Below are 23,891 nucleotides of genomic sequence, written 5' to 3'. Positions count from 1 at the left end.
AAATCTCCCTTAATTACGTAACGGCTTGCCAGTTTCTAATAAATGACTAATCCGTGCTTGAGTTAATGGTGATGCAGCAAGAGTCATAAACACTTCTCGCTCTAATTTAAGCATCCAGTTTTCATCAACAAAAGTGTTCTGATTGAGATTGCCACCGCAAAGTACTGTTGCCAATTCCGTAGCAATAAAGTAATCATGCTGAGAAATAAAACCGCCTTCTAACCAATTAACTAAACCTGCTTGTAATCGTGCTTTTCCTTCAATTCCAGCGATTTGAAATTGTGTCTTTAAAGGAGGCCAGATAATTCGCTGCATGCATAAAATTAATCTTGGCCAAAGCAACGTTAAGTACTTCATCAGCATGCATCACATAGCTGTCTGTACTACGCAAATACCCCATCTGCATTGCATCAGCTGCTGAGCCTGCAACTTGTGCAGTGGCAATTTGTTGGTAGTAACCTTGAAGTACCGTCATTAAATCCCCTTTGGGAGCCCGATGGGCAGCCCGCATTGCCATTTCCTTACATCCACCACCAGCAGGTATCAATCCAACACCAAATTCAACGAGTCCTGGATAAGCCTCAAAGGCAGCAACAACAGCATCACAATGCATCATTAATTCACAACCACCACCAAGAGCACGACCTCTTAATGCGGCTACAGTTGGGATAGAACTGTATTTCAAACGCAAAGCCACACGTTGAAATTGCGCAATCATGTCGTCCAAAGCATGCATTTTGTTGTCTTTAATTAAATTTAGGACACCACGTAAGTCAGCACCCGAACAGAAATTAGTCGCGTCGTGTTGATAAATAATCAAACCACGACATTGTTTCTCTGCAATTTCAACCGCCGCTTCCAGTCCATCAAGAACTGACTGCCCTACTGTGTTCGCTTTGCTTTTAAAGTTCACTACAGCGACATCATCTTGTAAATTCCATAAGCGCACTCCCTCATTTTCATAAATCACAGGTGTAGGACATGCTGTTTCCTTAATGACGCGGTCAGGAAAGTATTGACGCTGGTAAACAGGCAATTGGCTTCGAGGCTGATAATCATTCATTTGTGGCGAATAAGCCCCTATTTCTGTATAGAAGGCATCAATTTCAAACAGCCATCCGGGTAATTCGGCTGTACTAAGAGATGATTTATCTTTTATGGCTTGGTCAATATACTGTGTCATTCGAGTCAAATCAGCTAATTGCCATGTTTCAAATGGTCCTTGCACCCAGCCAAAACCCCAACGTATTGCCAAATCAACGTCTCTAACATTATCCGCAATGGCCTTAAGATGATAGGCGCAATAATGAAATAAATCTCTGAAACAGCTTGCCAAGAATTGTGCTTGCTTGTTATTGGACGTAATAAGTTTTTGCATGCGTACAGCAGGATCAGACTCAATCATGATGGCTTTTAACTCATCATTTACCACAGGTTGAGCTGGACGATAAGTCGCCGATTTAATATCATAAACTTCAATAACCTTACCATTTTTCCTATAAATACCCTGGCCAGTTTTTTGTCCTAAATGCCCCTCTTTAATAAGATTAGTGAGCCATTCTGGAAGTTTAAAACTAGAGTGCCATGGGTCATCTTGCAACTGTTGTTGCATGGTATGGATTACATGTTGCATGGTATCTAGACCAACAACATCCATGGTGCGAAAAGTCGCGGACTTCGGTCTTCCCAACAAAGGACCTGTTAATGCATCCACTTCATCTAATCCCATATCCATAGCAAAAGCATGATGCAAGGTCGTTAAGAGTGAAAATACACCAATACGATTACCAATAAAATTCGGAGTATCTTTAGCTCGCACCACCCCTTTACCCAAATAACGAGTTAACCAAGTTTCAAGATTATCTACTAATTCTTTATCAGTAGTTTTGGCAGGAATAAGCTCGGCAAGATGCATGTAACGCGGAGGATTAAAAAAATGAACACCGCAAAAATTTCTTCTATGCATTTGGGGTAAAACAGAACATAAAGAATCAATACTCAAACCGGATGTATTACTCACTAAAATAGAGTGCTCTGCTAAAAATGGAGAAATTCGCTTGTATAAATCCTCTTTCCAATCCAAACGTTCAGCTATGGCTTCAATAATTAAATCGCATGAAGATAAATCAGCGAGGTTTTGTTCGTAGTTTCGTGCTTGCATTAACGCTGCAGTTTGAGCTGTTGCAAGCGGAGCAGGTTTCAATTTCCCTAAGTTAGCTATTGCTTTATCAATCAGTGCATTCGTGTTTCCTTCTTTGGCCGCTAAATCGTAAAGTAAGGTTTCAATTCCTGCGTTAACACAGTGCGCTGCAATCTGTGCCCCCATAACACCTGCTCCCAGAACTGCGACTTTTTTAATAAAAAAAGGTCCATGCATTTCTTTCTTCCTCGTTAATTAAAATGTAGCCTGGGCGAAGCGAGGCGCAACCCGGGTTCTTATGGCAGATCAACTTACCCGAGTTACGCCTCGCTTCACCCGGGCACAGTTCTTACTTATTAAACTAAATCAAAACGAATGCCCTGGGCTAAAGGTAGTTCATTTCCCCAGTTTATCGTATTGGTTTGTCGACGCATGTAGGCTTTCCATGAATCAGAGCCCGACTCACGACCACCACCGGTTTCTTTTTCTCCACCAAAAGCACCGCCAATTTCGGCACCCGAAGTACCGATGTTAATATTGGCTATGCCACAATCACTCCCCCAAGCACTTAAAAAATGCTCTGCATTTTTTAAATTTTGAGTAAACATGGCAGAAGATAAACCCTGTGGTACATGATTTTGTAAAGCAATCGCCTCATCAATTGTTTGAAAAGGCATAACATATAAAATGGGGGCAAATGTTTCTTCTTGGACAATATCCCAATGGTTTTTTACATCACATACTAATGTAGGCTGTACAAAAAAGCCTGGTCGATGAACGGCCTCACCACCAAAGATAATTCGCCCACCTGCTTCTTTGATTCGGGCGATGGCTTTATTGAATTGGTCTACCGCTTGTTTATCAATAAGAGGGCCCATAAGATTTATTTTATCTAAAGGATCGCCAATTGTTATCTGCTCATAAGCAAAACGTAACCGTTCAACAACATAATCATATTTGGAATGATGAACAAACAGACGTCGTGTAGAAGTGCATCGTTGTCCTGCAGTACCCACTGCTCCAAAAACAATCGCTGGAATTGCTAAATGAAGATCAGCTGACTCATCAAGAATTATCGCATTATTGCCACCTAACTCTAAAATAGTCTTACCTAATCGGGCAGCAACTTTTGCGGCAACTTGCTTTCCTACTGCCGTTGAACCTGTAAATGAAATAAGAGGTATCCGCTTATCATTAACGAAAGTCTCTACTACATCATGGTCTTCCGGAATAACCAAACTAAAGATCTCAGGGCATCCATTAGCTGTCAACACATCATTGCAAATATGCTGAACAGCTACAGCACATAAAGGTGTCTTTGCTGAAGGTTTCCACACCGTTACATTACCACAGATGGCTGCAAGAAAAGCATTCCATGACCAAACTGCGACTGGGAAGTTAAATGCTGATATAACACCCACGATACCGTACGGATGCCATTGTTCATACATTCTGTGTTGAGGACGTTCAGAATGCATGGTATTCCCATATAGCATTCGTGACTGACCTACTGCAAAATCAGCAATGTCAATCATTTCCTGAACTTCACCATCCCCTTCTTGCTTGGATTTGCCCATTTCTAAAGAAACCAAACTACCTAAAGCATCTTTATGATCGCGCAATGACTGACCAATTTGCCGTATGATTTCACCTCTTTTTGGAGCAGGAATTTTTCTCCATTCATGTGCCGCATGCTGTGCACGGGTCATTACCTCTTCATAATCATCCATAGTGCAGGTTGCTATTTCAGCAAGCTTTTCACCATTTGCTGGATTATAAGAGATTAATTTATGCTCATGAACTCCACTTTGCCAACCCTGGCCACTATAGGCACCTGGATTAACTGCATGAATTTTCAAGCGTTTTAATATATCCATTCATTATCTCCATGGTAGCCCGGATACAACTAGGTGAACCCGGGAACAGTGCAACGATATTTCAGGTTACGCGTAATAGCGGCCAAAGCGATTTTCTAAAACTGCAGACAAGTGGAATTTTTCTTGTAATACCAAGCCTTTATATTCATTAGATTGCCCCAACACCAAGTCCACCACCGCGCAAACACCTGAAGCAGTACTTATTTGAATTGCGGACCATTCCAAACCACAAATTTCCTCAGGATAAATCTTTTTCACGTAATTTTTTTCCGTCAACTCACCACGTTTCATTCCTTCAACAGAAACATAAACTATCACAAGATCTTGATAAGTTTTGGGAATGGCATTTTCTAAAATACGTTTTAAAGTAGGTCTATCTTGATTTAATCGTAAGTCGTTCATTAATAAACGCATCTTTGAACAATGGCCTGGATAACGCATTGTTTTATAATTCATGGTTTGAACTTTACCAGCATGCATCTCTGCCAAACTTCCCAGACCACCAGAGGTATTAAACGCTTCATATTCACAACCATCAATTTGAATCGTTTCTAATCCTTCCAAAGGTGCTAAAGTTACCGCTTTTCCATATTTAATTGCGTAACAAGGGTTACCGTATTCATTGATCACTCCATCTGTAGACCAAGTTAATGAATATTGAAGTGCATTGTTTGCATTTTGTGGAAGCGCGCCTACACGTAATTTCACATGATAACTCTCTTCAAACTCCTGCATGAGACTATTCGCTGCGATGCTGATAAACCCAGGGGCTAATCCGCATTGAGGCACGAAGGCAGTTTCTGCATCAAGAGCAATCGCTTTTACTGCTTCTGTGACTGCCGTATCTTCCGTAAGATCAAAATAATGTGCTTTAGCAGCTTTTGCAGCCTCAGCAACATAGGTATTTAAAAAATAGGGAAGACTTGAGATAACAGCCACAATATCATGCTTTTCCATATAAGCTTGAGTTGATTGCTGATCTTTAACATCTAAGGCGACTGTTTTAATTTTGGGTACTGCTTCCAACAGCCTTTTCACATCTGATCCATTAAAATCTATATCAACTAGATGGACCTGGTAAGAACCACTGTCTGATAATAAACAAGCGATTAAGCTACCAATTTTCCCTGCACCAGTAATCATTACATTATACATTTAATCCCTCTCCATTATAAAACGCCATCATCCTACACAAAATATTGGGAATTGGATAGTATTCTCTAATCGATACCCAAGAAACTCCAAAATGCTATTTTTAAAATCGAGTTATTTTAATTTTTGATGCATAATGTTAGAAAAAAACTATATTTAAGATACTTTATTTAAAATACTTTTAGATTTGGCAAAAGGACTTGTCATGAATAAATCAAAAAAGAAGACTCCAAAATCAGTTGGAAATTTACAAGCCCCTCCATCCTCTGAATCAGAAAAAGGCGACTATGAAGGACTTAGTTTCGATAGACTATTCCATGCAACAATCAGCCAATTCAGCAACTGGTTATCACCTGGTACGCTCTTGATGTCTTTTGCAGATTGGTTAATTTATTTATATTTTTCACCAGCAAAACGAGCCGACTTAAATAAAGAAGCACTCAAAAAACTGGGACATTTATTGTTATACATACAACAACAGAGCCAAGGTGAATGCAAACCGTGTATCGAAGTGCGTCATACAGATCATCGCTTTCAAAATGAGTTATGGTCTCAATTTCCATTCAACGTATATGCTCAATCTTTTTTGTTAACTGAAGAATGGTGGGATGATGCCACTACACATCTTCGTGGGGTTTCCAAGCATAACGAAAATATTGTTAATTTTGTCACACGTCAATTTTTGGACGTCTGTGCTCCCTCTAATTTCCCTGGAATGAATCCTGAAGTAATCACTGCGACACTTAATGAAGGAGGTATGAATTTTATCAAAGGATGGTATAATTTTATTGATGACGTGACCAGGGATCTAAATAATCTACCGCCTGCAGGTAGCGAACACTATAAAGTAGGAGAAAACTTAGCGATAACCCCCGGAAAAGTTATTTATAGAAATCGATTAATTGAGCTTATCCAATATGAGCCAACAACATCAACTGTCTATCCGGAACCCATCTTAATCATCCCTGCCTGGATTATGAAGTATTACATACTCGATCTTTCACCTAACAATTCCATGGTTAAATTTTTAGTGGATAAAGGACATACCGTATTTATGATTTCCTGGAAAAATCCAACTTCTGAAGATCGGGACTTAGATTTCTCTGATTATGCAATACATGGTGTGATGGATGCATTAAATACAATTAATCAAATTATCCCAAATGAAAAAATCCATACTGTAGGTTATTGTATTGGAGGAACCTTATTAACCATGGTTGCAGCAAAAATGGCGGCAAAAGAAGATGATCGATTAAAATCAATGACTTTGTTTGCAGCCCAAACTGATTTTCAGGATGCAGGTGAACTGCAGTTATTTATTGACGAAAACCAACTTACTTACATTGAAGACATTATGTGGGAAAAAGGCTACCTGGACGGGTCTCAAATGGCCGGTGCGTTCAGTATGTTACGGTCTATAGATCTTATTTGGTCTCGTATTGTTTATGATTATTTATTGGGTAAAAGACAGGAGGTCAGTGACTTAATGGCATGGGATTATGATACTACAAGAATGCCCTACAAGATGCATAGCGAGTACTTGCGTAGTTTATTTTTAAATAATGATTTAGTTGAAGGACGTTTTAAAATTCTTGATGACACTATCAATCTCGCCGATATCAGAGTACCAACTTTTGTCGTTAGCACCATAAAAGACCACATAGCACCTTGGAAATCTGTTTATAAAATTCATTACTTTATTGATAGCGATATTACCTTTGTATTGACTAACGCAGGACACAATACAGGCATTGTTAATAAACCTGGTGAATCTGGACGAAGCTATCACATGCTAACTCATAAGACAGATGATAAACATTTATCACCTGACGTTTGGTTGGAAAAAGCGCCACATTTTAAAGATTCCTGGTGGCCAGCTTGGGAAAAATGGGTTGCAGATCGCTCAAGCTCCAAAAAGCAGCCGCCTGATTTCGGTAATCCTGCAAAAGATATAAGACCACTTTGTGATGCACCGGGGACTTATGTTTTGAAAAAATAACATGGATGGCGGGAGATGCAAATTCAGCCAGGATTATAAAATGTGCGATTATTTCCGCATTTATGAATCTTGGTAAAAAGCCAGATTTGATTGCAAGTTGAACAAATAATGAGCTAAGCATGGCTTTTGAGTGAGCTGATGTGAATTGTTACTAAAATACTCCACTAATCCTTGACCTAAGCAGAGGACTACATTATCTTATCTTTTTATATTTTTTTTACAACTCATGAAGCAAACTGCTTTAGCCAATACTATTCCATTAAATTCCTCAATTCGTCTTGGCTCTATTAAATACTTTTTTGTATTTATAGCAGGTCTGCTAGCCCCCTTTGGTTTTGCTCCTTTTCATATACCAGGGCTGATACTATTAAGTTTGGCATTTCTTTATTCGAGCCTCCAAAATTGCTCCAGAAAACAAGGCCTTTCTCTAGGATTTTTTTACGGGATGGGTTATTTCGGATTTGGGGTTTCTTGGGTCATAGTCAGTATCCATGATTACGGTCAACTCAATTATTGCCTTGCAGGATTGGTTACATTAATTTTCATTATGTATCTTTCGCTCTTCCCTGCTTTAGTTGCTTATCTATATAAAGTGCTTGAACTCAAAAATCGGAAGTTGTTCTCTTTAGTACTATTTTGTGTCTTATGGTGTTTGAGTGAATATTGCCGTGCTACTTTATTTACTGGCTTCCCTTGGTTGTTAGTAGGAACACCGCTTATTGATACACCAATAAAATATGTTGCTCCTATTTTAGGAATTTATGGGCTTAGTTTAGTATCTGTCCTTATTTCCGCATTACTCACCTTAGCTGTGGCACAAAACTCTTCGAGGCGTTACCATTATTTAATTGCCATTGTACTGATTCTTATCAGTCCAATGCTGTTTAAAAACATTTCATGGTCAAAAATAAAACAAGAGCCTATTAGTATTGGTGCTGTTCAAGCCAATTTATCCATGCGCGACAAATGGGATGAAACCTTATTTTGGAACCTGCTGGACTACTATGAAAAGGCCATCAATAAACTCTTAGGAAAGCAATTAATTATTTTGCCCGAGTCTGCCATACCACTTCCCGCAAGTTATTTGGATAAATATTTACTCAGGCTGAATAACAAAGCATTAAAAGCAAAAAGCGCACTTATGTTAGGTATTTTACAACCTACAAATGATAGGGAAACCAATTATTACAACGCAATCATTACGCTTGGGCAAGCTAAAGGTAAAAAACTTAAACGCCAACTTGTGCCTTTTGGAGAATACATTCCAAAACCTTTAGTTAGGATCAATCATTGGTTTAATTTACCTGAACCTAATTTATTACCAGGAAAAAGAAAACAATCCCTGATTCAAATTGAAAATCATCCAATAGCTAGCCTCATTTGTTATGAGATTGCATATCCCAAGCTGTTGCGCGAACAAATGCCTAAAGCCCAATGGATCGTTTCAATTAGTGACAATGGTTGGTTTGGGCATTCATTAGCCAGTTACCAACAACTACAAATGGCCCAAGTGCTTTCTCTGCTTACAGGACGATATCAAGTAGTCGTCAATAATGATGGTCTATCGTCAGTCATCGACTCAGGTGGAGATATAATAGAAAGTCTTCCTCCATTTAGCCCTGGTGTCCTTCAAAGCAGTATACTCCCTGCTGAAGGTTTGACTCCGTGGATTATATGGCATGAGTATCCATCCCTTATATTTTGTGCAATATTTATTATTTTTGTACTTTTTATTCAACTTCGTCGCTTATTCGAGTAATAATCTATTGCTGGCAGACACAAGAGGAGTTATCCTTAGCAGATTTAGAGTCACTTAAAAAACTGGACTATGGATAATACCTATATACCACAAGAAGTTGAGGAACAAGCTCAACAGTATTGGCATAAAAAACAATCATTTAACGTTTCAGAAGATTTAAACAGAGAGAAATTTTATTGTTTATCCATGTTTCCCTACCCGAGTGGAACATTGCACATGGGGCATGTTCGCAACTATACCATTGGAGACGTTATTGCTCGTTATCAGCGTGCTTTGGGCAAAAATGTACTTCAGCCAATAGGTTGGGATGCTTTTGGTTTGCCTGCTGAAAATGCAGCCATCAAAAACGGAATTCCACCGGCTGAATGGACCAGAAAAAACATAGAGTCTATGAAAAAGCAATTTTTACGTCTAGGCAATGCTTATGATTGGAGACGTGAAATTTGTACTTGTTCACCTGAATATTATCGATGGGAACAATGGTTTTTCATTCGATTATTTGAAAAAGGTTTAGTCTACAAAAAAAATGCTGTAGTAAATTGGGATCCGGTTGATCAAACTGTTTTGGCAAATGAGCAAGTCGTTGATGGACGCGGCTGGCGATCTGGCGCGCTTGTTGAACGAAAAGAAATTTCTCAGTGGTTTATAAAAATCACGGCTTATGCTGATGAGCTACTCAGCTCACTGGATACATTGGATGAATGGCCGGCTCAAGTCAAACAAATGCAACGTAATTGGATTGGTCGTTCCACAGGGACTGAAATTCATTTTAACGTCAATAATTATCCTAAACGGTTAAAAATATACACAACACGGCCTGATACCTTAATGGGTGCAACCTATCTTGCCATAGCAACGGATCATCCCATCGCTAAAGAAGCAGCCAGTACCCGTAAAGAAGTCAAAGAATTCATTGACAGCTGCCAAGGTACCAAAATGGCTGAAGCAGAACTTGCTACCATGGAAAAACGAGGTGTGGCTACAGGCATGACAGCAATCCATCCCATCACCGGTGAAGAACTACCTATATGGGTTGCAAATTTTGTACTCATGCAATACGGCTCGGGAGCAGTAATGTCAGTCCCAGCACACGATCAAAGAGACTGGGAATTTGCACGTAAATACCAACTTCCAATTAAGGAAGTCATTAAACCTGCAAATAATGCAAAACATGATTTCAATGCATCTGCCTATACAGGAGAAGGTACACTGATTCATTCAGGTCAGTTCGATGGCTTAACTTCTTCTCAAGCAATAGAAACTATAACCAGTTACCTTGAAGAACATGATGTAGGTAAGGCAACGATTAACTACAGATTACGCGATTGGGGTGTATCGAGACAAAGATACTGGGGAACACCTATTCCCATGATTCTATGTGAACAATGCGGTACTGTTCCTGTTCCAGATGAAGAACTTCCCGTGGTTCTTCCAGAAAACGTAACTTTTACGGGAACCGGTTCACCATTAGCTCAATGCCCAGAATTCGTCAATGTTAGCTGCCCTAAATGTGGTCAGGATGCATATCGTGAAACCGATACCTTTGATACTTTTGTTGAGTCATCTTGGTATTATGCCCGTTTTGCATGTAAAGGACAGGAAAACGCAATGCTTGATGATCGAGCAAAATACTGGACTCCTGTAGATCAATATGTTGGTGGTATTGAACATGCTGTGATGCATTTACTCTATGCCCGCTTTTTTCATAAATTAATGCGTGATGAAGGCTTAGTCAATTCAGACGAACCATTTAAAGCCCTACTGACCCAAGGCATGGTTTTAAAAGACGGACATAAAATGTCTAAATCCGTAGGTAATGTCGTCGATCCAAACCATTTGATTGATACTTATGGTGCAGATACAGCACGATTATTTGTTATGTTCGCAGCCCCGCCAGAGCAATCGTTGGAATGGTCAGATACTGCTGTGGAAGGCGCTCATCGTTTCTTAAAACGAATTTGGGCTTTTGCTTATCAGCACCAAAATATGTTCATTGAAGTCAATGATATCATCCTGAGTGGCAATGGACATGTGAACTGGCAACAAGCAGAAAGCCGGTTAAAAAAATCACGTCATGTCGTGCATCAAATTCTTGCACAAGCAACTCATGATTATGATCGAAATCAATTCAATACAGTAGTTTCAGGTTGTATGAAACTGTTTAATGAAATATCCAATTACTCAATAGAAACCGAAGAAGATAAATTCTTTATTCATTCCAGTCTAAGTATTCTGTTGCGATTATTGGCTCCTATAACACCACATATTGCACATCACATCTGGCAACAATTAGGCTTTGAAAAAGCAATTATTGACGCTAATTGGCCTAGAGTAGATAAAGGTGCTTTAAAAACTGATGAAGTAGATTATGTCGTTCAGGTGAATGGAAAATTAAGAGCTCAATTTACCGCTAGCGTTGATGCGACAGAAGAGGCTTTAATTGCTGCAGCAAAACAACATGCAAAAGATTTTCTTGCTGATAAAACAGTAAAAAAAGCAATTGTTGTAGCGCATAGACAATTAATTAACTTGGTTGTTAGCTAATGAAGCATCATTATTCTGATTCTTCTTCCAATGTCCCGCATCGTCTTCAGGAACAATCTGCGGGACATCAAAAGCAACAAATACGCCCCTTTTCAACTTTGCGCACTACCCTGCCTTTTATACTCGTTTTATTACTCTCAGCATGTGGTTTTCATCTACGAGGCATAAGCAATACACCGAGTTGGCTTAACAATGTAGCCATTATTTCTGAGAATAATGACAAGCAATTTATCTCAATACTCGAGTCCCGACTTGAGGGATCAAAAATTGAAGTTAATCCGGATCCTTCTCGTGCGCAATATTGGCTGATGATTAATGAAGTAAACCTGCAACAACAGATTATCAGTGTTGGAGCAAGCACGAATCCTAGGCAATATACTTTAACCCTAACCGTATTATTTGCTTTGAAAACACGCGCGGGTCAGGTTGTAGAGGTTCCTGGCCAAATCAATATTTCTCGAGAACTTACATTAAATAATGACCGAATTCTTGGCTCTAAAGATGAAGAAAGTATTTTAATTGGAGAAATGAAGCAAGATGCAGTGACCCAAATTATTTATCGACTTGGTCGTTTACCCCCTCCTCCACCCAGATAAAAAAGTTAGTCTGGAGAGGGGAAAAGTACCACAGGAGATATTGGAGGTATTGTAGCCTGGATGCAGCGAACGGAAATTCACGTCATCCCGAGTGGAACGAGGGATCTCCCATCGTAACACTCTGCTATAGCATGGAGCTCCCTCGATGCTCTCAGGATGACGGCAAAAGTTTTCAGGCTATGCTCTCACCATGAGTCGCACACTGTTCTTCATCCAATATCACATACACAGGCTTAAGCTAAATTATCATGCAAATCAGACAACAATTGCTTGCTCAACAAGTACAAAAAAAAATTGCACCGCTCTACATAATTATTGGGCAGGATAATTACTTGCTGGAAGATTCTTTAATAACCATAAAATCAGCAATTAAAAGAAATTATAATTATGATGAAAAAATCATATCGATCCAATCAGTGGACGATTGGAGTATTGTAAAGGAAGAAGCAAACAGCTACTCCTTATTTTCAGAAACAGTACTCTTAAATATTTTCTATGATAAAAAATCAATAGATACTACTGGAAAAAAAATTCTTTCTGAATACCTTAATTCGGTAAATTCACGTTGCTTTATTGTTATTAGGGCGCCCAATGTACCTGCGAAGCAATTACAATGGTTATCTTCTCATGAGCAGGCCATTCTTACACTAGCCTACCCACTGAATTCGGAGGCAATCAAAAGTTGGATTGCCGTACAATTAAAGAAAAACTCGATGAGCTATGATCCTCAGGTTCCTGAGTTAATTCATCAATACACCCAGGGAAATATGCTGGCTTGTTCCCAAGTTATTGAAAAAATAGCCTTATCTTGTGCTCCCAACAGTAAAGTAGATGCACAACAAGCATTAGAGCATTTGTCCAATCAATGCGATCATGATCTTTTTGAACTCGTTGAGGCGTGTCTGCTAGGTCAAAGTGATAAAGCGATTCAGATTTTACGTCATGCAGCAAATAATAAGACCGAAGCCACTTTAGTTCTGTGGATCATCAGTCAAGAAATACGCTTAATCATGCAATTGTCCTATTTAATGGAACAACAAATTGATGCTCAAAGTGCTTGCAGTCAACTTAAAATTTGGCCCCAGCGCGTTAATCTTTATAAAGCGTGTTGTAATCGACTCAATAAGACCATGTTACAGCAACTTCATCGCTACTGTTATTCCATAGACGAACGAATTAAATCAAATCTCAATACTCTAGTATGGAGTTCCCTTGAAAATGCTGCTCTATCACTCTGTCTGGGAAATTTAATAGGTGACGTATGCACAGCATAGCTATTTTAGGTGGTACATTTGATCCGATACACAATGGTCATTTACAAGCTAGCATGATTATCCAAAAGTATTTTAATTTTGATTCCTATATTTTTCTTCCTTGTAAAACACCAACAATAAAGCCCCCTACTCTCGCCAATAATAATCAAAGAATAGAAATGATTAAATTGGCAATAAAAAAAATGCCTTACTTTAGTCTCGATTTACGTGAAGTAGAACGAGATACTCCATCCTATATGGTTGAAACATTGAAAAGCTTCCGGATGGAATATTCTAACTCATCCATAACGTTAATTATTGGCTATGATGCTTTTATCTCATTACCCAATTGGTATCAATGGGAGAAAATTATTACTTTAGCTAACTTGTTGGTAATCAATCGATCTGAGTTTTCCAGCCAACCCATTCCGGTAATGATGAAAAATTTTTTGGAACAGTATGAAGTTAAAAACAAAGATGACTTTTTAAGCGCTCATGCTGGAAGAGTTTTTTTATTTGATGCGGGTCACTATGAAATTTCATCCACGTCGATTCGTGAAGGAATAAAAAAGGGAGCTGATGTAAAAAACAAGCTCCCTGAAGCAGTCTATGAATACATTAAGACTCAGGGACTATATCAATAAGCTTAAAGGATTCATTTACCGATACTGTCTGTTTCGCTTTATTTATAAGTCCTGGTAAATATCCAGAAATCCAGTTTATAACAGGTAAAAGTTGATTATAAACCCTGGAAGTTTGAACATATTGTTGATAAGGCAATGAGGTCATACTGAGTACTGCGAAGACAAGTGAAAGAATAAGAACCCCGCGAGCAAAACCAAACATCCCGCCTAAAACTTTATCCATAGCCCCCAGGCCACTACCCCTTAAAAAGAGGCCAAGTATCGCATTAGCGATACCACCTGTAATTAAAACACCAAGAACAATAATAACAAAACCAGCTATGCTACGAATTGAGGGATCTTGAATATAAGGTTGTAAATAGGGATTAAGTGCGTTTGAGTAGTTATAACCTGCCCAAATAGCTAGCACCCATACCCCTAAGGCAATAAATTCTTTAATAAATCCCCTGAGTAAACCGGTTATAGTGGATAAGCCAATTACTATTATTAAAATAATATCAACCCATTGTGCTTGCATTAGCTCACTCCGGTATGAACCACAAAGCCATTCAGCTGCATGGCACTTGCTAATTGATTTTTTAATTTCATCACATCACTTTTAACCGGTGAATGTCCTGCATAGACTTTATAAATAGCCCCTTGTCTTCCATTAGTTTTGATATAATTTGCCTTATAACCCTTGCTGCGTAATTTATTAACTAAAGCTTGGGCATTATTCAATTGTGAAAACGAAGCCAATTGAACTGCATAAATATCTTTCTTATTTAAACGTGTGGTATTTGTATTTGCCCTTGCTACATTCGGTTTATTTTTCCGCTTCACTTCTACCCGTGCAACAGGCCGAACCGGTTTAGTGGGCATGGCTTTGACTTGCTTTTTAACTACGTTATTTGCTGCATTACTCAATGCCAATTCAATTGGTTTGGCTATTGCATCAACTTTAGGGTTCGATGCGACCTTAGGCATTGACGCTGCTTTAGCAACAGGAACAGCAGCATCCACAGCTGCATTATCAGCCACTTGAATGGATTGAATAAAATCGTCCTTACCAAGATCGGAGCCTTTTTGCCCCAAATCAGGAGTTTCAATCTTAGCTACTTTTATGGTTTTAAACATCTCCTTTTCATTTGTCATTACGACATTAGGAGTTGTTGGTTTGGGGGGTAACTGCACATTGACACTAAAATTATTTTCAAGACGTTGGCTCGACTTTTTCATCATCGCAGGAAGAAAAATTGCTCCTAATGATAAAACAACAGCCACACCAACTAAACGATGCTTTAGCTTCTCATCAATTACTAATTTCATTGAATCTCCTATTAGCCATAACATGACTCACAGTAAAAAATGACCCATAAACAACAATTAAGTCACCAGGTTTAGCTTGCTTCAATGCAGTTTCAAAGGCTACAAGTGGGTCATTATAACAAATATCCACAGGAATTTCTGCATCCTTAAAAAATGTAAGCAACAAATCCGCACTGGCAGCACGTTTGCTATCCAATTGTGCAGGATACCACCAGTCAACGCAATCCTTTAATGGTCGAATCAAACCCAAAATATCTTTATCTTTTAAAGCTGAGAATACCGCATGTACTTTTGCTTTTTTTAATGTGCATAAAGTATCTGCTAGCAATTTTACCGATTGAGGATTATGAGACACATCAAATAATGTACTCACGGTGTCCTTATGCAATTGCAAACGTCCAGGAATAAAAATACGCTGCATTGCAACTTGAAAATGGCTATGCGTCACCGGCAAATCATGTGCTAGCAACTGACAAGCAGTCATTGCAGCTGCTGCGGACTTCAATTGTATTGAAGGTTTAGGCAATCCATAAACAGAAGCAAGTTTAAGTTTTTCATTATAATGAAGACTCCAGACAGAGTCTTGTTCTTGAATCGAAAATTCTTGTCCAAGAAAATAAGCGGGTGCAGTAAGTTGCATCGCAACATCAATGATTGAGGTAGGTGGACTAATATCCCCATAAATAAAGGGTTTACCAGTGCGAATTATCCCTGCCTTCTCATAACCAATCGCGTCAAGCGTAGTACCTAAATAATCTTGATGGTCAAAATCAATTGTAGTAATAATAGACAATTCCGCATCAACAATATTGGTAGCATCCAAGCGCCCTCCCAATCCAACTTCAAGAATTACAATATCTAAGTCCATTTTTTTGAAATACCACAATGCAGCCAAAGTGGTCATTTCAAAGTAAGTTAGAAGAGTTTCTCCACGAATTTCTTCAATAACACTAAAAGCCTGACATAAATCATCATCAGAAATGGGAGTTAAATTAACACGAATACGTTCATTAAATTGAATAAGATGAGGTGAGGTATAGGCACCTACCTTATATCCTGCAACATGATAAATTGTTTCAAGAGATGTTACCGTTGAACCTTTTCCATTAGTCCCAGCAACAGTAATGACTGGACAACCTGGAAGTTGCAGGCTTAATTTTTGCGCAACTTCCATAATACGTGTTAAACCGAGTTGTATCTCTTGTGTATTTCTAGTTTCTAAATCATATAACCACTCATCGATAGATTTCTTTTGAAACGCTATAAGGGGTCTAATATGAGGTAACTTTGGCAACTGAATCACCTGCGCCTTTGCGCGTTAATTTAGATATCAACTCTGCAACGACTGGACGGATATCTTTCCGTTCAAGAATCATGTCAATATGTCCATGTTCTAACAAGAACTCACTTCGCTGAAACCCTTCAGGTAATGTCTGTCTTACGGTTTGCTCAATAACCCGTGGACCAGCAAAACCAATTAGTGCATTCGGTTCAGCAATGATCACATCACCAAGACTTGCAAAACTTGCAGAAACCCCTCCCATTGTTGGATCAGTCAGAACCACAATAAAAGGCAATCCAAGCTCTGCAAATTTTGCTAGAGCTGCTGAAGTTTTAGCCATTTGCATCAAAGAAAAAAGTCCTTCTTGCATTCGTGCGCCACCGCTTGCAGTAAAGCAAACATAGGGTCTTTGTTCTGCTGTTGCAACTTGAATTGCACGAACAAATTTCTCCCCTACTGTAGCTCCCATGGAGCCCCCCATAAAATTGAATTCAAAAGAACCAACAACTACAGGCTGCTGCAACAAGGTTCCTTTGACAATTATCAAAGCTTCTTTCTCACCAGTTGCTTTTTGAGCTTGTGAAATTCTATCTTTATATTTTTTTGAATCCCTAAATTTTAAGCGGTCTTGTGGTTCCAATGATGCAGCGATTTCTTCTTGGCCACCCTCATCGAGAAATTGTTGGATTCGGACACGTGCGGAAATCCTGTGATGAAAGTTACAGGATGGGCAGACCATTAAATTTCTTTCTAATTCAGTGCTATAGAGAACTTCATTGCAACCTGAACATTTAAGCCATAAACCCTCAGGAACTCCTTTTTTTTGAGAAGAGTCTGTACTCACTCTTGAAGGCAATAATTTTTTAAACCAACTCATAATTGGAACCTAATATTATAGAATCACAATATTATACACAGAAAAAAATATTCTTAAATCCATATCAAGTATCCCTGCTTCTTTTCTTAAAAAAATGGGTGATGGGTGGCCTGTTATCAAACTGACTTCTTCATATCTCGCACAGAACAACAAAAAAACTAAATAATAGAAACAAAAACGAATTGAACAAAAATACAACTCGTTCATTTTAATCAACAAATTTTCCATTTTTTTGAAAAAAAACAGGTATAAGCCTAAAGTTTTTCGCATTGTGTCCGATAACCTTTTTGCGTACGGTGAATTTGCATGTAAAAAGGAATTTACCAAATAACAAACGTCCCAAACCAGGGATTCAGGTCTGAGGAGACTATAATTATGGCTCAAATTATTAATACCAACGTACCGTCGTTACTTGCGCAGCGTAACTTATCTAAATCCAGTAGTGCTATGGCTACTGCGATACAAAGATTATCATCTGGTCTAAAAATTAATAGTGCTAAAGATGATGCTGCAGGATTGGCAATTTCAACAAATATGACCTCACAAATCCGCGGTATGGATCAAGCAGTGAAAAATGCTAATGACGGTATTTCACTCGCTCAGGTAGCTGAAGGTGCGATGCAAGAATCAACTGACCTCTTACAACGCATGAGAGAGTTAGCACTTCAATCTGCAAACGGAACCTATAGCCAAGCAAACCGTGAGGCATTACAAAACGAAGTAAACAACCTTTTGAGTGAGATGGATGATATCGCTCACAACACCCAATTCAACGGCCAAACCATATTGAATGGATCATATACTAATGCTTCACTTCAAATTGGTGCTAACTCTGGTGAAACAATCACATTTTCGATAAACAGTATTGCATCTGCAGATATAGGTCATATTGCTTATCAAACAGGAAGCACAGTAAGCGCCAGTGCTGCAAGTGATATTACTATAGCTCTTGGCTCTAGTGCAGCAGTGAGTATTGGTTCTTCTGCAAACTATGTTGGTGCAGCAAATGGACAAGACAGCACTTCAGCATTTGCTAAAGCAGCGGCGCTGAACGCAGCAGGCATCTCTGGACTGACAGTAACTGCTTCTACAGCGGGTAGCGCAACTGTTGGTGCGATCGGTGGTGCAGCCGGGGATACTTATAACCTGAGTATTAATGGGGTTAACATATTTATTAACCAAGACGTATCTACTGCATTAAGCAACAACGCCCTTTTGGACGCAATCAATGCATCCAGCGAACAAACGGGTGTTGTGGCCACACTCAATGGTACAAGTATGACTTTAACTGCAGCAGATGGAAGAAACATTGCCGTCACAGAAAGTGGTACTGGATTCACTGCAGGTACTAATGGATTAAGCGTCACCGGTGGTTCATTTGCCTCAACTTTACGAGGAAATATCACTATGAGTGCTCCTGAAGCCATTACTGTGGGTGGAACAACAGCAGATATCGGTTTATCAAGTATTAGTTTGGATACTAATGGAGTGAATATAATCGATATTACTACTCAAGCCGGCGCAGAAAAAGCCATATTAAGAATTGGTGCAGCTTTGGACAGTATTACCAACAACCGTTCTTCATTAGGTGCTTTGCAAAACCGACTTGATGCAACAGTAAATAACCTGGAAAACGTATCCGATAATATGTCTGCTGCACGTAGCCGTATTCAAGATACTGATTATGCTGCAGAAATGGCTAATTTAACTAAGAACCAAATCCTGCAACAAGCTGGAACAGCGATGTTGGCTCAAGCAAATGCGATGCCACAATCTGTTCTATCCTTGTTAGGATAGTTGTAAAAAAAGAAGTAAAAACCGAAATGCGGCTTTTGCCGCTTTCGGCTTATTTGTATCCCAATGATTAATGGTACCAATCAAGGGAAAGGAGTTAAAAAATGACTATGGAATCGATTCCTCCAGCAAATAATAAATTGCTACAGACAGATTCAGTCAAACTAAAGGATAAGAACATTAGGCCCGTGACCAAATGTGCCACATCGGATCTCAATTTGGATACTGATTCGAAGCAAGCTATAGATCATGCCACAGGTCTTCTGCAAACTATAGTCACTGACAAAATCTCGGATAAGATAATTCGCAAAATACCCTCAGACGAATATTTGCATTTACTACACTTGCTTGATGGGATAATTAGTGGTTCTATAGATAAACATGTTTGATGCAATTTATGGATAAAGTAATTTCGTAGGAAATTACCCAACAGATAAGGGAATATTATGGGTCTATCAACTCCAGGTATTGGATCAGGTTTAGACATTAAATCAATGGTTGAAGGCCTGGTAAAAGCGGATCTCATGCCATTACAACTAAAACATGATAAAAAATTAAATTCTGTTAATACCGAGTTGTCTGCTTTTGGACAATTAAAAAGTGCTATATCAACCTTTCAATCTACACTTAATTCTCTTTCTTTTATTAGCGAATTCAATCAAATGAATTGCTTAATTAATGAACCTGGATATGTCTCAGCATCCATTACTGGTACAGGGCAGGCAGTTGAAGGATTATATCAAATACAAGTCCAACAATTAGCTCAAGCACAAAGCCTCGCCAGTGGATATTTCACCAACAGCACTACCTCAGTGGGCAGTGGCAGTATGACCATTAACTTCGGAACTTACAGTAATAACAATACAACCTTCACACAAAATACTGCAGCCTCCCCAGTAACGATTAATATTACTTCAGGAAACGACAGTCTTACTGCAATTTGCGATGCAATTAATGCCACAAATTCGGGTGTAACAGCATCGATTGTACAAGATAGTCTGGGTTCAAGATTAACCTTGACCTCATCAGAAACAGGTGAAAATTACGCGATGCAAATTACAGGCAGCTTAACTGCGCTCAATTATGATCCTACAACGAATAATGTTCCTTTAACCCAAACGATGGCAGCTCAAAATAGCCTAGTCAAAATTAATGGATTATTACTAAATGAGAGCAGCAACCAAATTGAAGGTGCTATAACAGGTGTCACTCTTGATCTACAACAAGCTGATCCGGCAACGACTATCACTTTAACTTTGGAAAAAGATGTAGAGCATGCGAAGGGTTTAATTAATGATTTCGTCAAAAAATATAATGATTTTATGAAATTCCTCACCAACTTAACTGGTTTCGATATGGAGAACAGAAAAAAAGGGGTGCTGCAAGGCGACAGTAAACTTAGAGAGTTGAAAACCAACCTATATAACTTGGCCACCACCCCATTAACTGCAATTGGACCAATCCAAAGTCTTGCCGACTTGGGGATTACCACGGATAAGCATGGCTTATTAGAAATCGATCCAGAAATGTTGGATAAGGCTATTGATACCAATTATCAATCAATAGGTAATCTATTTGCAAAAAAAATTACAGCCACTGATCCAAACATCAAAATCAATTCCATGGATACCGAAGTCGCTGCAGGAGCATATGACGTTATATTAGGTGAATATACTCCTGGAGTGAGTATGTCAGGGACTATAGGTGGCATTTTAGCTAATTCAACAGATGGAATTACCCTAAATGGCACAGGGGATTACAGTACCTTATCGATTGACGTCCTCTCAGGACAAGCTGGAAATAGAGGTCAAATTATCATTAGTGATGGTTTGGCCTCGTTGATTGATAGCTATTTGGAGTCCTTAGTGGACGAAGATGGGGAAATTGAAGAAAGAATAGACCGATTAAATAGTCAAGCAAAACAATTAGATGAAATGCAAGAGCGCATTAATGATCGGAGCATTACTCTTGAAAAAAGATATTATAAACAATGGAACGCCGTGGATCTCTTAATTTCACAGATGCAAAACACCAGCAATACGCTGACTCAAATCTTGTCGAACCTCCCCAAATTAAATACCAACAAATAAATTGGAGCATGATTAATGAAAAAACCTTATCAACAAGTTATAAATCAATATAAAACAATTGAACTACAAACTCGTATTGATGCTGCTTCTCCTCATGAATTAATTAATTTGTTGTTACAAGGTGCCCGAACTCATATTGCTACAGCACAAGGTAATATCGAACGCAAGGAAATACAAGAAAAGGGAGAGCATATCAGTAAAGCATTAAGTATCATTGAAGGTTTAAAAAACAGCTTGAACCATGATCAAGGTGGGGAAATAGCAGATAACTTACTCCAATTATATGGACATATCGAATTTTTGTTATTAAAAGCCAATCTTAATAATGACAAAGAATTGTTAGCACAATCTAATTCATTGCTTGCGCAATTGCATGATGCGTGGCAAAAAGTTAGCCCTGTTCATCCAGAATCGGATTCATCACGCCCGTCTTGACAGATAATCAATCTAGCCAGAAAAAGCGCTGGGAATCATCCCGAGTACAACGAGGAACTATTCGTGTTGTAGCTATGGTGTTACGATGGAGAAATACCCCATCACTGTACTCAGGATGACGAGCGCTATTCACCCTTTTTTCAAACAAGCGCCATTATTGGACATTCAATCAACGTGTGTTTGTTTTCATTTCAATTAATTGTCAACTCACTGAAATAATTGAAAAAACTTTATTTTGAAAATTACTACAGATTTGCAATTTTATGCTAGACTTTACCACGAGTGGTTGCAGTATATTCCACGTTTTGTTGTTTAATCATTAATCAAAGGAAGAATATTTAAATGGAACAATTAAAACATACATTTTTAAAATCTACCCTTGCAGTTGCCTTATTCGCAACAAGCTCCGCTTTTGCGGCTGGGGTCACAAGTGGACAACTCGTCATAATTAATGGCCTTGGCAATGTGGACTCCACTTCAGGCAACGCTGGAAGTACGGCTTCAAGTATTTCTGTTGTAGTATCAGACAGTACTGGACCATGCTCAACAACTGCAACCGTTGCTTATAATGGTACTGTAACTGTCAAATGGTCTGCTTCAAACACACACAGCTCAACTTCATGTACTGGTATTAGCTCTGTAGCAGTAACACCACTTAAAACATCAATTGGAACTGTTTCAACAGTAGTTTATGACTCTGTAACCACAACAACAGTTCCTGCAACAACAGCAACAGCTACAACCTTTACGCCTCCAACTACTGCTTATGCTAACTTAGCACTTATTGTCACTGGAACTGGAAATCCAAGTGCTGCTGTTACAGCCTCTGCAACAGCATGGGGTGTAGGTGCAGCATCAGCTCCAGTTTTTGACACAGCAAATGGGGCTCTAACTACTGTAGGTGTTCCTGGTGCTTCAGGTACATATGGAGTCAGAGCAGAAGAAATCATGAGACACTTTGCGATTCTACCCTTTCTAGGTTAGCAAATAATTAAAAACACAGGTCCTCATATAAATTGTTAGGTCAAAATGCTTCAGCTCGCTGGCTCAAGAATTTATGAGGATTTGTGTTTTTATATTACCTCCCTGCTTTTCTGACATCTCAGCGCCGTTTAAATCTTAAGTAACTTTTCCCTTTTTTGCACTTAGGATTATCCTTAATATTCCTCCTTATAAATACCAGGATAATACCAAGTCCATTTGCCCAAAGTTTTTTCTACTTAATTTATTCGCATCAAATGGAAGCTTTCCCATTTTAAAGTTATTTTTTAAAGTGCCGCTATAGAGAATACAATGACCCTAATTGAGATCATTTATGAAGAATATGATATCAATGACCGTCTCAATCGCTTTACTAACATTCAGTCAGCTCGCTCTTGCCTATACGCGGTATGGTGAGACTTTATGCAATTCACCTGATTATTTCTGCATGAAAATTAAAAATGGCGAAAGTTGGGAAAAACTATTTCCCAATGCCGAAGAACAAGATATGGTACGACGAATTAACCGCATGAATACTTCATTGCGTCCAGGAATGACTATTGCTGTACCCAAAAACATCGATCGACTAACAATATATGACGTTTCTCCTTTTCCAAGATATATTGAATCTACAGGAGAAAAAGCAATTTATGTGAGTCAAAAAAAATTAGCTTGGGGTGCCTATGATCAAGATGGAGAGTTACTCTGGTGGGGGCCAATTTCTTCGGGAATAGGAAAATGTCCTGGTGTCATAGGAGGGTGCAGTACCCCCACAGGTTCATTTCGAATTATTCGCAAACAAGATATAGACTGCGTGTCCACTGTATTCCCAAGAAGAGCTGATGGTAATGATGGAGGGGCTTTAATGCCCTATTGCATGCATTTTTTCAGAGGCTATGCATTGCATGGAAGTTACGATGTACCAGGTTTCAGAGCAAGTCACGGTTGTGTCAGAATGTTTATTGAAGATGCACGTTGGCTTAATGAAGAGTTTATTGATCTTCCCGGTGATGGCATGAAAGGTACTCGTGTAGTAATTGAACCCCCTGATGATCCAAACGAACAGTAGACAAATAATGCACAAAATGTTAATATTTTACATGGTGAAATTTATGTATTTGTGTGTTAACGTTGCCGGTTGACTTTGTAATTTAAAAAAC

18 protein-coding genes and 1 pseudogene are annotated in these 23,891 nt (G+C 38.8%); 12 read left to right on the top strand and 7 right to left on the bottom strand.

What is annotated here, in order from left to right; genetic code table 11:
- Positions 1 to 9 precede the first annotated feature (9 nt).
- The 3 genes and pseudogenes from EL022_RS09695 to EL022_RS09685 all read right to left on the bottom strand — a co-directional run bounded on the left by EL022_RS09695 (position 10) and on the right by EL022_RS09685 (position 5,172).
- Positions 10 to 2,377 (bottom strand): annotated as a pseudogene (locus EL022_RS09695) (3-hydroxyacyl-CoA dehydrogenase/enoyl-CoA hydratase family protein).
- Positions 2,378 to 2,496: 119 nt separating this feature from the next.
- Positions 2,497 to 4,017 (bottom strand): L-piperidine-6-carboxylate dehydrogenase, encoded by a 1,521-nt coding sequence (amaB, locus tag EL022_RS09690; RefSeq protein WP_028381869.1) that lies wholly within the window; start codon positions 4,015 to 4,017, stop codon positions 2,497 to 2,499.
- 66 nt (positions 4,018 to 4,083) lie between these two features.
- Entirely contained in the window at positions 4,084 to 5,172 is a 1,089-nt protein-coding gene (locus EL022_RS09685; RefSeq protein ID WP_028381870.1) for a saccharopine dehydrogenase family protein, read from the bottom strand.
- A gap of 202 nt (positions 5,173 to 5,374) precedes the next feature.
- Here EL022_RS09685 and EL022_RS09680 point away from each other — a divergent pair, with 202 nt between their 5' ends.
- The 6 genes from EL022_RS09680 to nadD all read left to right on the top strand — a co-directional run bounded on the left by EL022_RS09680 (position 5,375) and on the right by nadD (position 13,964).
- Positions 5,375 to 7,168 (top strand): PHA/PHB synthase family protein, encoded by a 1,794-nt coding sequence (locus EL022_RS09680; protein ID WP_028381871.1) that lies wholly within the window; start codon positions 5,375 to 5,377, stop codon positions 7,166 to 7,168.
- A 226-nt stretch (positions 7,169 to 7,394) separates the two neighbouring features.
- The gene (gene lnt, locus EL022_RS09675) at positions 7,395 to 8,927 is read left to right on the top strand and encodes an apolipoprotein N-acyltransferase (protein ID WP_028381872.1); all 1,533 of its coding nucleotides are present in this window, start codon (positions 7,395 to 7,397) and stop codon (positions 8,925 to 8,927) included.
- A gap of 69 nt (positions 8,928 to 8,996) precedes the next feature.
- A complete protein-coding gene (gene leuS / locus EL022_RS09670; RefSeq protein ID WP_028381873.1) occupies positions 8,997 to 11,471 on the top strand; it encodes a leucine--tRNA ligase in 2,475 nt (824 codons plus the stop codon).
- Positions 11,471 to 12,067, top strand: a complete 597-nt coding sequence (locus tag EL022_RS09665; protein ID WP_035901165.1) for an LPS-assembly lipoprotein LptE — start codon at positions 11,471 to 11,473, stop codon at positions 12,065 to 12,067. The genes leuS and EL022_RS09665 overlap by 1 nt, the downstream gene beginning before the upstream one ends.
- Before the next feature lie 248 nt (positions 12,068 to 12,315).
- Positions 12,316 to 13,341, top strand: coding sequence for a DNA polymerase III subunit delta (holA, locus tag EL022_RS09660; protein ID WP_028381875.1), 1,026 nt, complete (start codon positions 12,316 to 12,318; stop codon positions 13,339 to 13,341).
- Positions 13,329 to 13,964, top strand: coding sequence for a nicotinate-nucleotide adenylyltransferase (gene nadD / locus EL022_RS09655; RefSeq protein WP_028381876.1), 636 nt, complete (start codon positions 13,329 to 13,331; stop codon positions 13,962 to 13,964). Before holA ends, nadD begins: the two co-directional genes overlap by 13 nt.
- On the opposite strand, the gene EL022_RS09650 is transcribed toward nadD, so the two are convergent.
- From EL022_RS09650 to accD, 4 genes are read right to left on the bottom strand one after another with little or no spacing between them, the layout of a single operon-like run.
- The gene (locus tag EL022_RS09650; protein ID WP_028381877.1) at positions 13,939 to 14,481 is read right to left on the bottom strand and encodes a CvpA family protein; all 543 of its coding nucleotides are present in this window, start codon (positions 14,479 to 14,481) and stop codon (positions 13,939 to 13,941) included. The two genes, nadD and EL022_RS09650, sit on opposite strands and share 26 nt — an antisense overlap.
- A complete protein-coding gene (locus EL022_RS09645) occupies positions 14,481 to 15,272 on the bottom strand; it encodes an SPOR domain-containing protein (RefSeq protein WP_028381878.1) in 792 nt (263 codons plus the stop codon). Before EL022_RS09645 ends, EL022_RS09650 begins: the two co-directional genes overlap by 1 nt.
- Positions 15,256 to 16,566 carry a bifunctional tetrahydrofolate synthase/dihydrofolate synthase gene (gene folC / locus EL022_RS09640; protein ID WP_241972156.1) on the bottom strand — a complete coding sequence of 437 codons (1,311 nt, stop codon included), beginning with the start codon at positions 16,564 to 16,566 and terminating at the stop codon, positions 15,256 to 15,258. Before folC ends, EL022_RS09645 begins: the two co-directional genes overlap by 17 nt.
- The gene (accD, locus tag EL022_RS09635) at positions 16,544 to 17,431 is read right to left on the bottom strand and encodes an acetyl-CoA carboxylase, carboxyltransferase subunit beta (RefSeq protein ID WP_028381880.1); all 888 of its coding nucleotides are present in this window, start codon (positions 17,429 to 17,431) and stop codon (positions 16,544 to 16,546) included. Before accD ends, folC begins: the two co-directional genes overlap by 23 nt.
- 375 nt (positions 17,432 to 17,806) lie before the next feature.
- On the opposite strand from accD, the gene EL022_RS09630 reads away from it, so the two are divergent.
- The 6 genes from EL022_RS09630 (at position 17,807) to EL022_RS09605 (ending at position 23,800) form a co-directional block, all read left to right on the top strand.
- The gene (locus EL022_RS09630) at positions 17,807 to 19,228 is read left to right on the top strand and encodes a flagellin N-terminal helical domain-containing protein (protein ID WP_028381882.1); all 1,422 of its coding nucleotides are present in this window, start codon (positions 17,807 to 17,809) and stop codon (positions 19,226 to 19,228) included.
- Between the two features lie 101 nt (positions 19,229 to 19,329).
- Positions 19,330 to 19,614, top strand: a complete 285-nt coding sequence (locus tag EL022_RS09625; protein WP_028381883.1) for a flagellar protein FlaG — start codon at positions 19,330 to 19,332, stop codon at positions 19,612 to 19,614.
- Between the two features lie 57 nt (positions 19,615 to 19,671).
- Entirely contained in the window at positions 19,672 to 21,315 is a 1,644-nt protein-coding gene (gene fliD, locus EL022_RS09620) for a flagellar filament capping protein FliD (RefSeq protein ID WP_028381884.1), read from the top strand.
- A gap of 15 nt (positions 21,316 to 21,330) precedes the next feature.
- Positions 21,331 to 21,750, top strand: coding sequence for a flagellar export chaperone FliS (fliS, locus tag EL022_RS09615; RefSeq protein ID WP_028381885.1), 420 nt, complete (start codon positions 21,331 to 21,333; stop codon positions 21,748 to 21,750).
- Between the two features lie 342 nt (positions 21,751 to 22,092).
- Complete coding sequence (locus EL022_RS09610; protein WP_028381886.1) at positions 22,093 to 22,734, top strand: hypothetical protein; 642 nt, start codon at positions 22,093 to 22,095, stop codon at positions 22,732 to 22,734.
- A 331-nt stretch (positions 22,735 to 23,065) separates the two neighbouring features.
- Positions 23,066 to 23,800 carry a L,D-transpeptidase gene (locus tag EL022_RS09605; protein WP_028381887.1) on the top strand — a complete coding sequence of 245 codons (735 nt, stop codon included), beginning with the start codon at positions 23,066 to 23,068 and terminating at the stop codon, positions 23,798 to 23,800.
- The last annotated feature ends 91 nt before the right edge of the window (positions 23,801 to 23,891 follow it).

It is taken from the genome of Legionella cherrii (genome assembly GCF_900635815.1).
Lineage (GTDB): Bacteria > Pseudomonadota > Gammaproteobacteria > Legionellales > Legionellaceae > Legionella > Legionella cherrii.
Note: the sequence above shows the minus strand (reverse complement) of the source record. Positions and strands in the feature narration are given on the sequence as shown.

Excerpts from the sequence above, each read along its gene's own strand:
- amaB (WP_028381869.1), bottom strand. The coding sequence starts at position 4,017 with ATGGATATATTAAAACGCTTGAAAATTCATGCAGTTAATCCAGGTGCC.
- EL022_RS09685 (WP_028381870.1), bottom strand. The coding sequence starts at position 5,172 with ATGTATAATGTAATGATTACTGGTGCAGGGAAAATTGGTAGCTTAATC.
- EL022_RS09680 (WP_028381871.1), top strand. The coding sequence starts at position 5,375 with ATGAATAAATCAAAAAAGAAGACTCCAAAATCAGTTGGAAATTTACAA.
- lnt (WP_028381872.1), top strand. The coding sequence starts at position 7,395 with ATGAAGCAAACTGCTTTAGCCAATACTATTCCATTAAATTCCTCAATT.
- leuS (WP_028381873.1), top strand. The coding sequence starts at position 8,997 with ATGGATAATACCTATATACCACAAGAAGTTGAGGAACAAGCTCAACAG.
- EL022_RS09665 (WP_035901165.1), top strand. The coding sequence starts at position 11,471 with ATGAAGCATCATTATTCTGATTCTTCTTCCAATGTCCCGCATCGTCTT.
- holA (WP_028381875.1), top strand. The coding sequence starts at position 12,316 with ATGCAAATCAGACAACAATTGCTTGCTCAACAAGTACAAAAAAAAATT.
- nadD (WP_028381876.1), top strand. The coding sequence starts at position 13,329 with ATGCACAGCATAGCTATTTTAGGTGGTACATTTGATCCGATACACAAT.
- EL022_RS09650 (WP_028381877.1), bottom strand. The coding sequence starts at position 14,481 with ATGCAAGCACAATGGGTTGATATTATTTTAATAATAGTAATTGGCTTA.
- EL022_RS09645 (WP_028381878.1), bottom strand. The coding sequence starts at position 15,272 with ATGAAATTAGTAATTGATGAGAAGCTAAAGCATCGTTTAGTTGGTGTG.
- accD (WP_028381880.1), bottom strand. The coding sequence starts at position 17,431 with ATGAGTTGGTTTAAAAAATTATTGCCTTCAAGAGTGAGTACAGACTCT.
- EL022_RS09630 (WP_028381882.1), top strand. The coding sequence starts at position 17,807 with ATGGCTCAAATTATTAATACCAACGTACCGTCGTTACTTGCGCAGCGT.
- EL022_RS09625 (WP_028381883.1), top strand. The coding sequence starts at position 19,330 with ATGACTATGGAATCGATTCCTCCAGCAAATAATAAATTGCTACAGACA.
- fliD (WP_028381884.1), top strand. The coding sequence starts at position 19,672 with ATGGGTCTATCAACTCCAGGTATTGGATCAGGTTTAGACATTAAATCA.
- fliS (WP_028381885.1), top strand. The coding sequence starts at position 21,331 with ATGAAAAAACCTTATCAACAAGTTATAAATCAATATAAAACAATTGAA.
- EL022_RS09610 (WP_028381886.1), top strand. The coding sequence starts at position 22,093 with ATGGAACAATTAAAACATACATTTTTAAAATCTACCCTTGCAGTTGCC.
- EL022_RS09605 (WP_028381887.1), top strand. The coding sequence starts at position 23,066 with ATGAAGAATATGATATCAATGACCGTCTCAATCGCTTTACTAACATTC.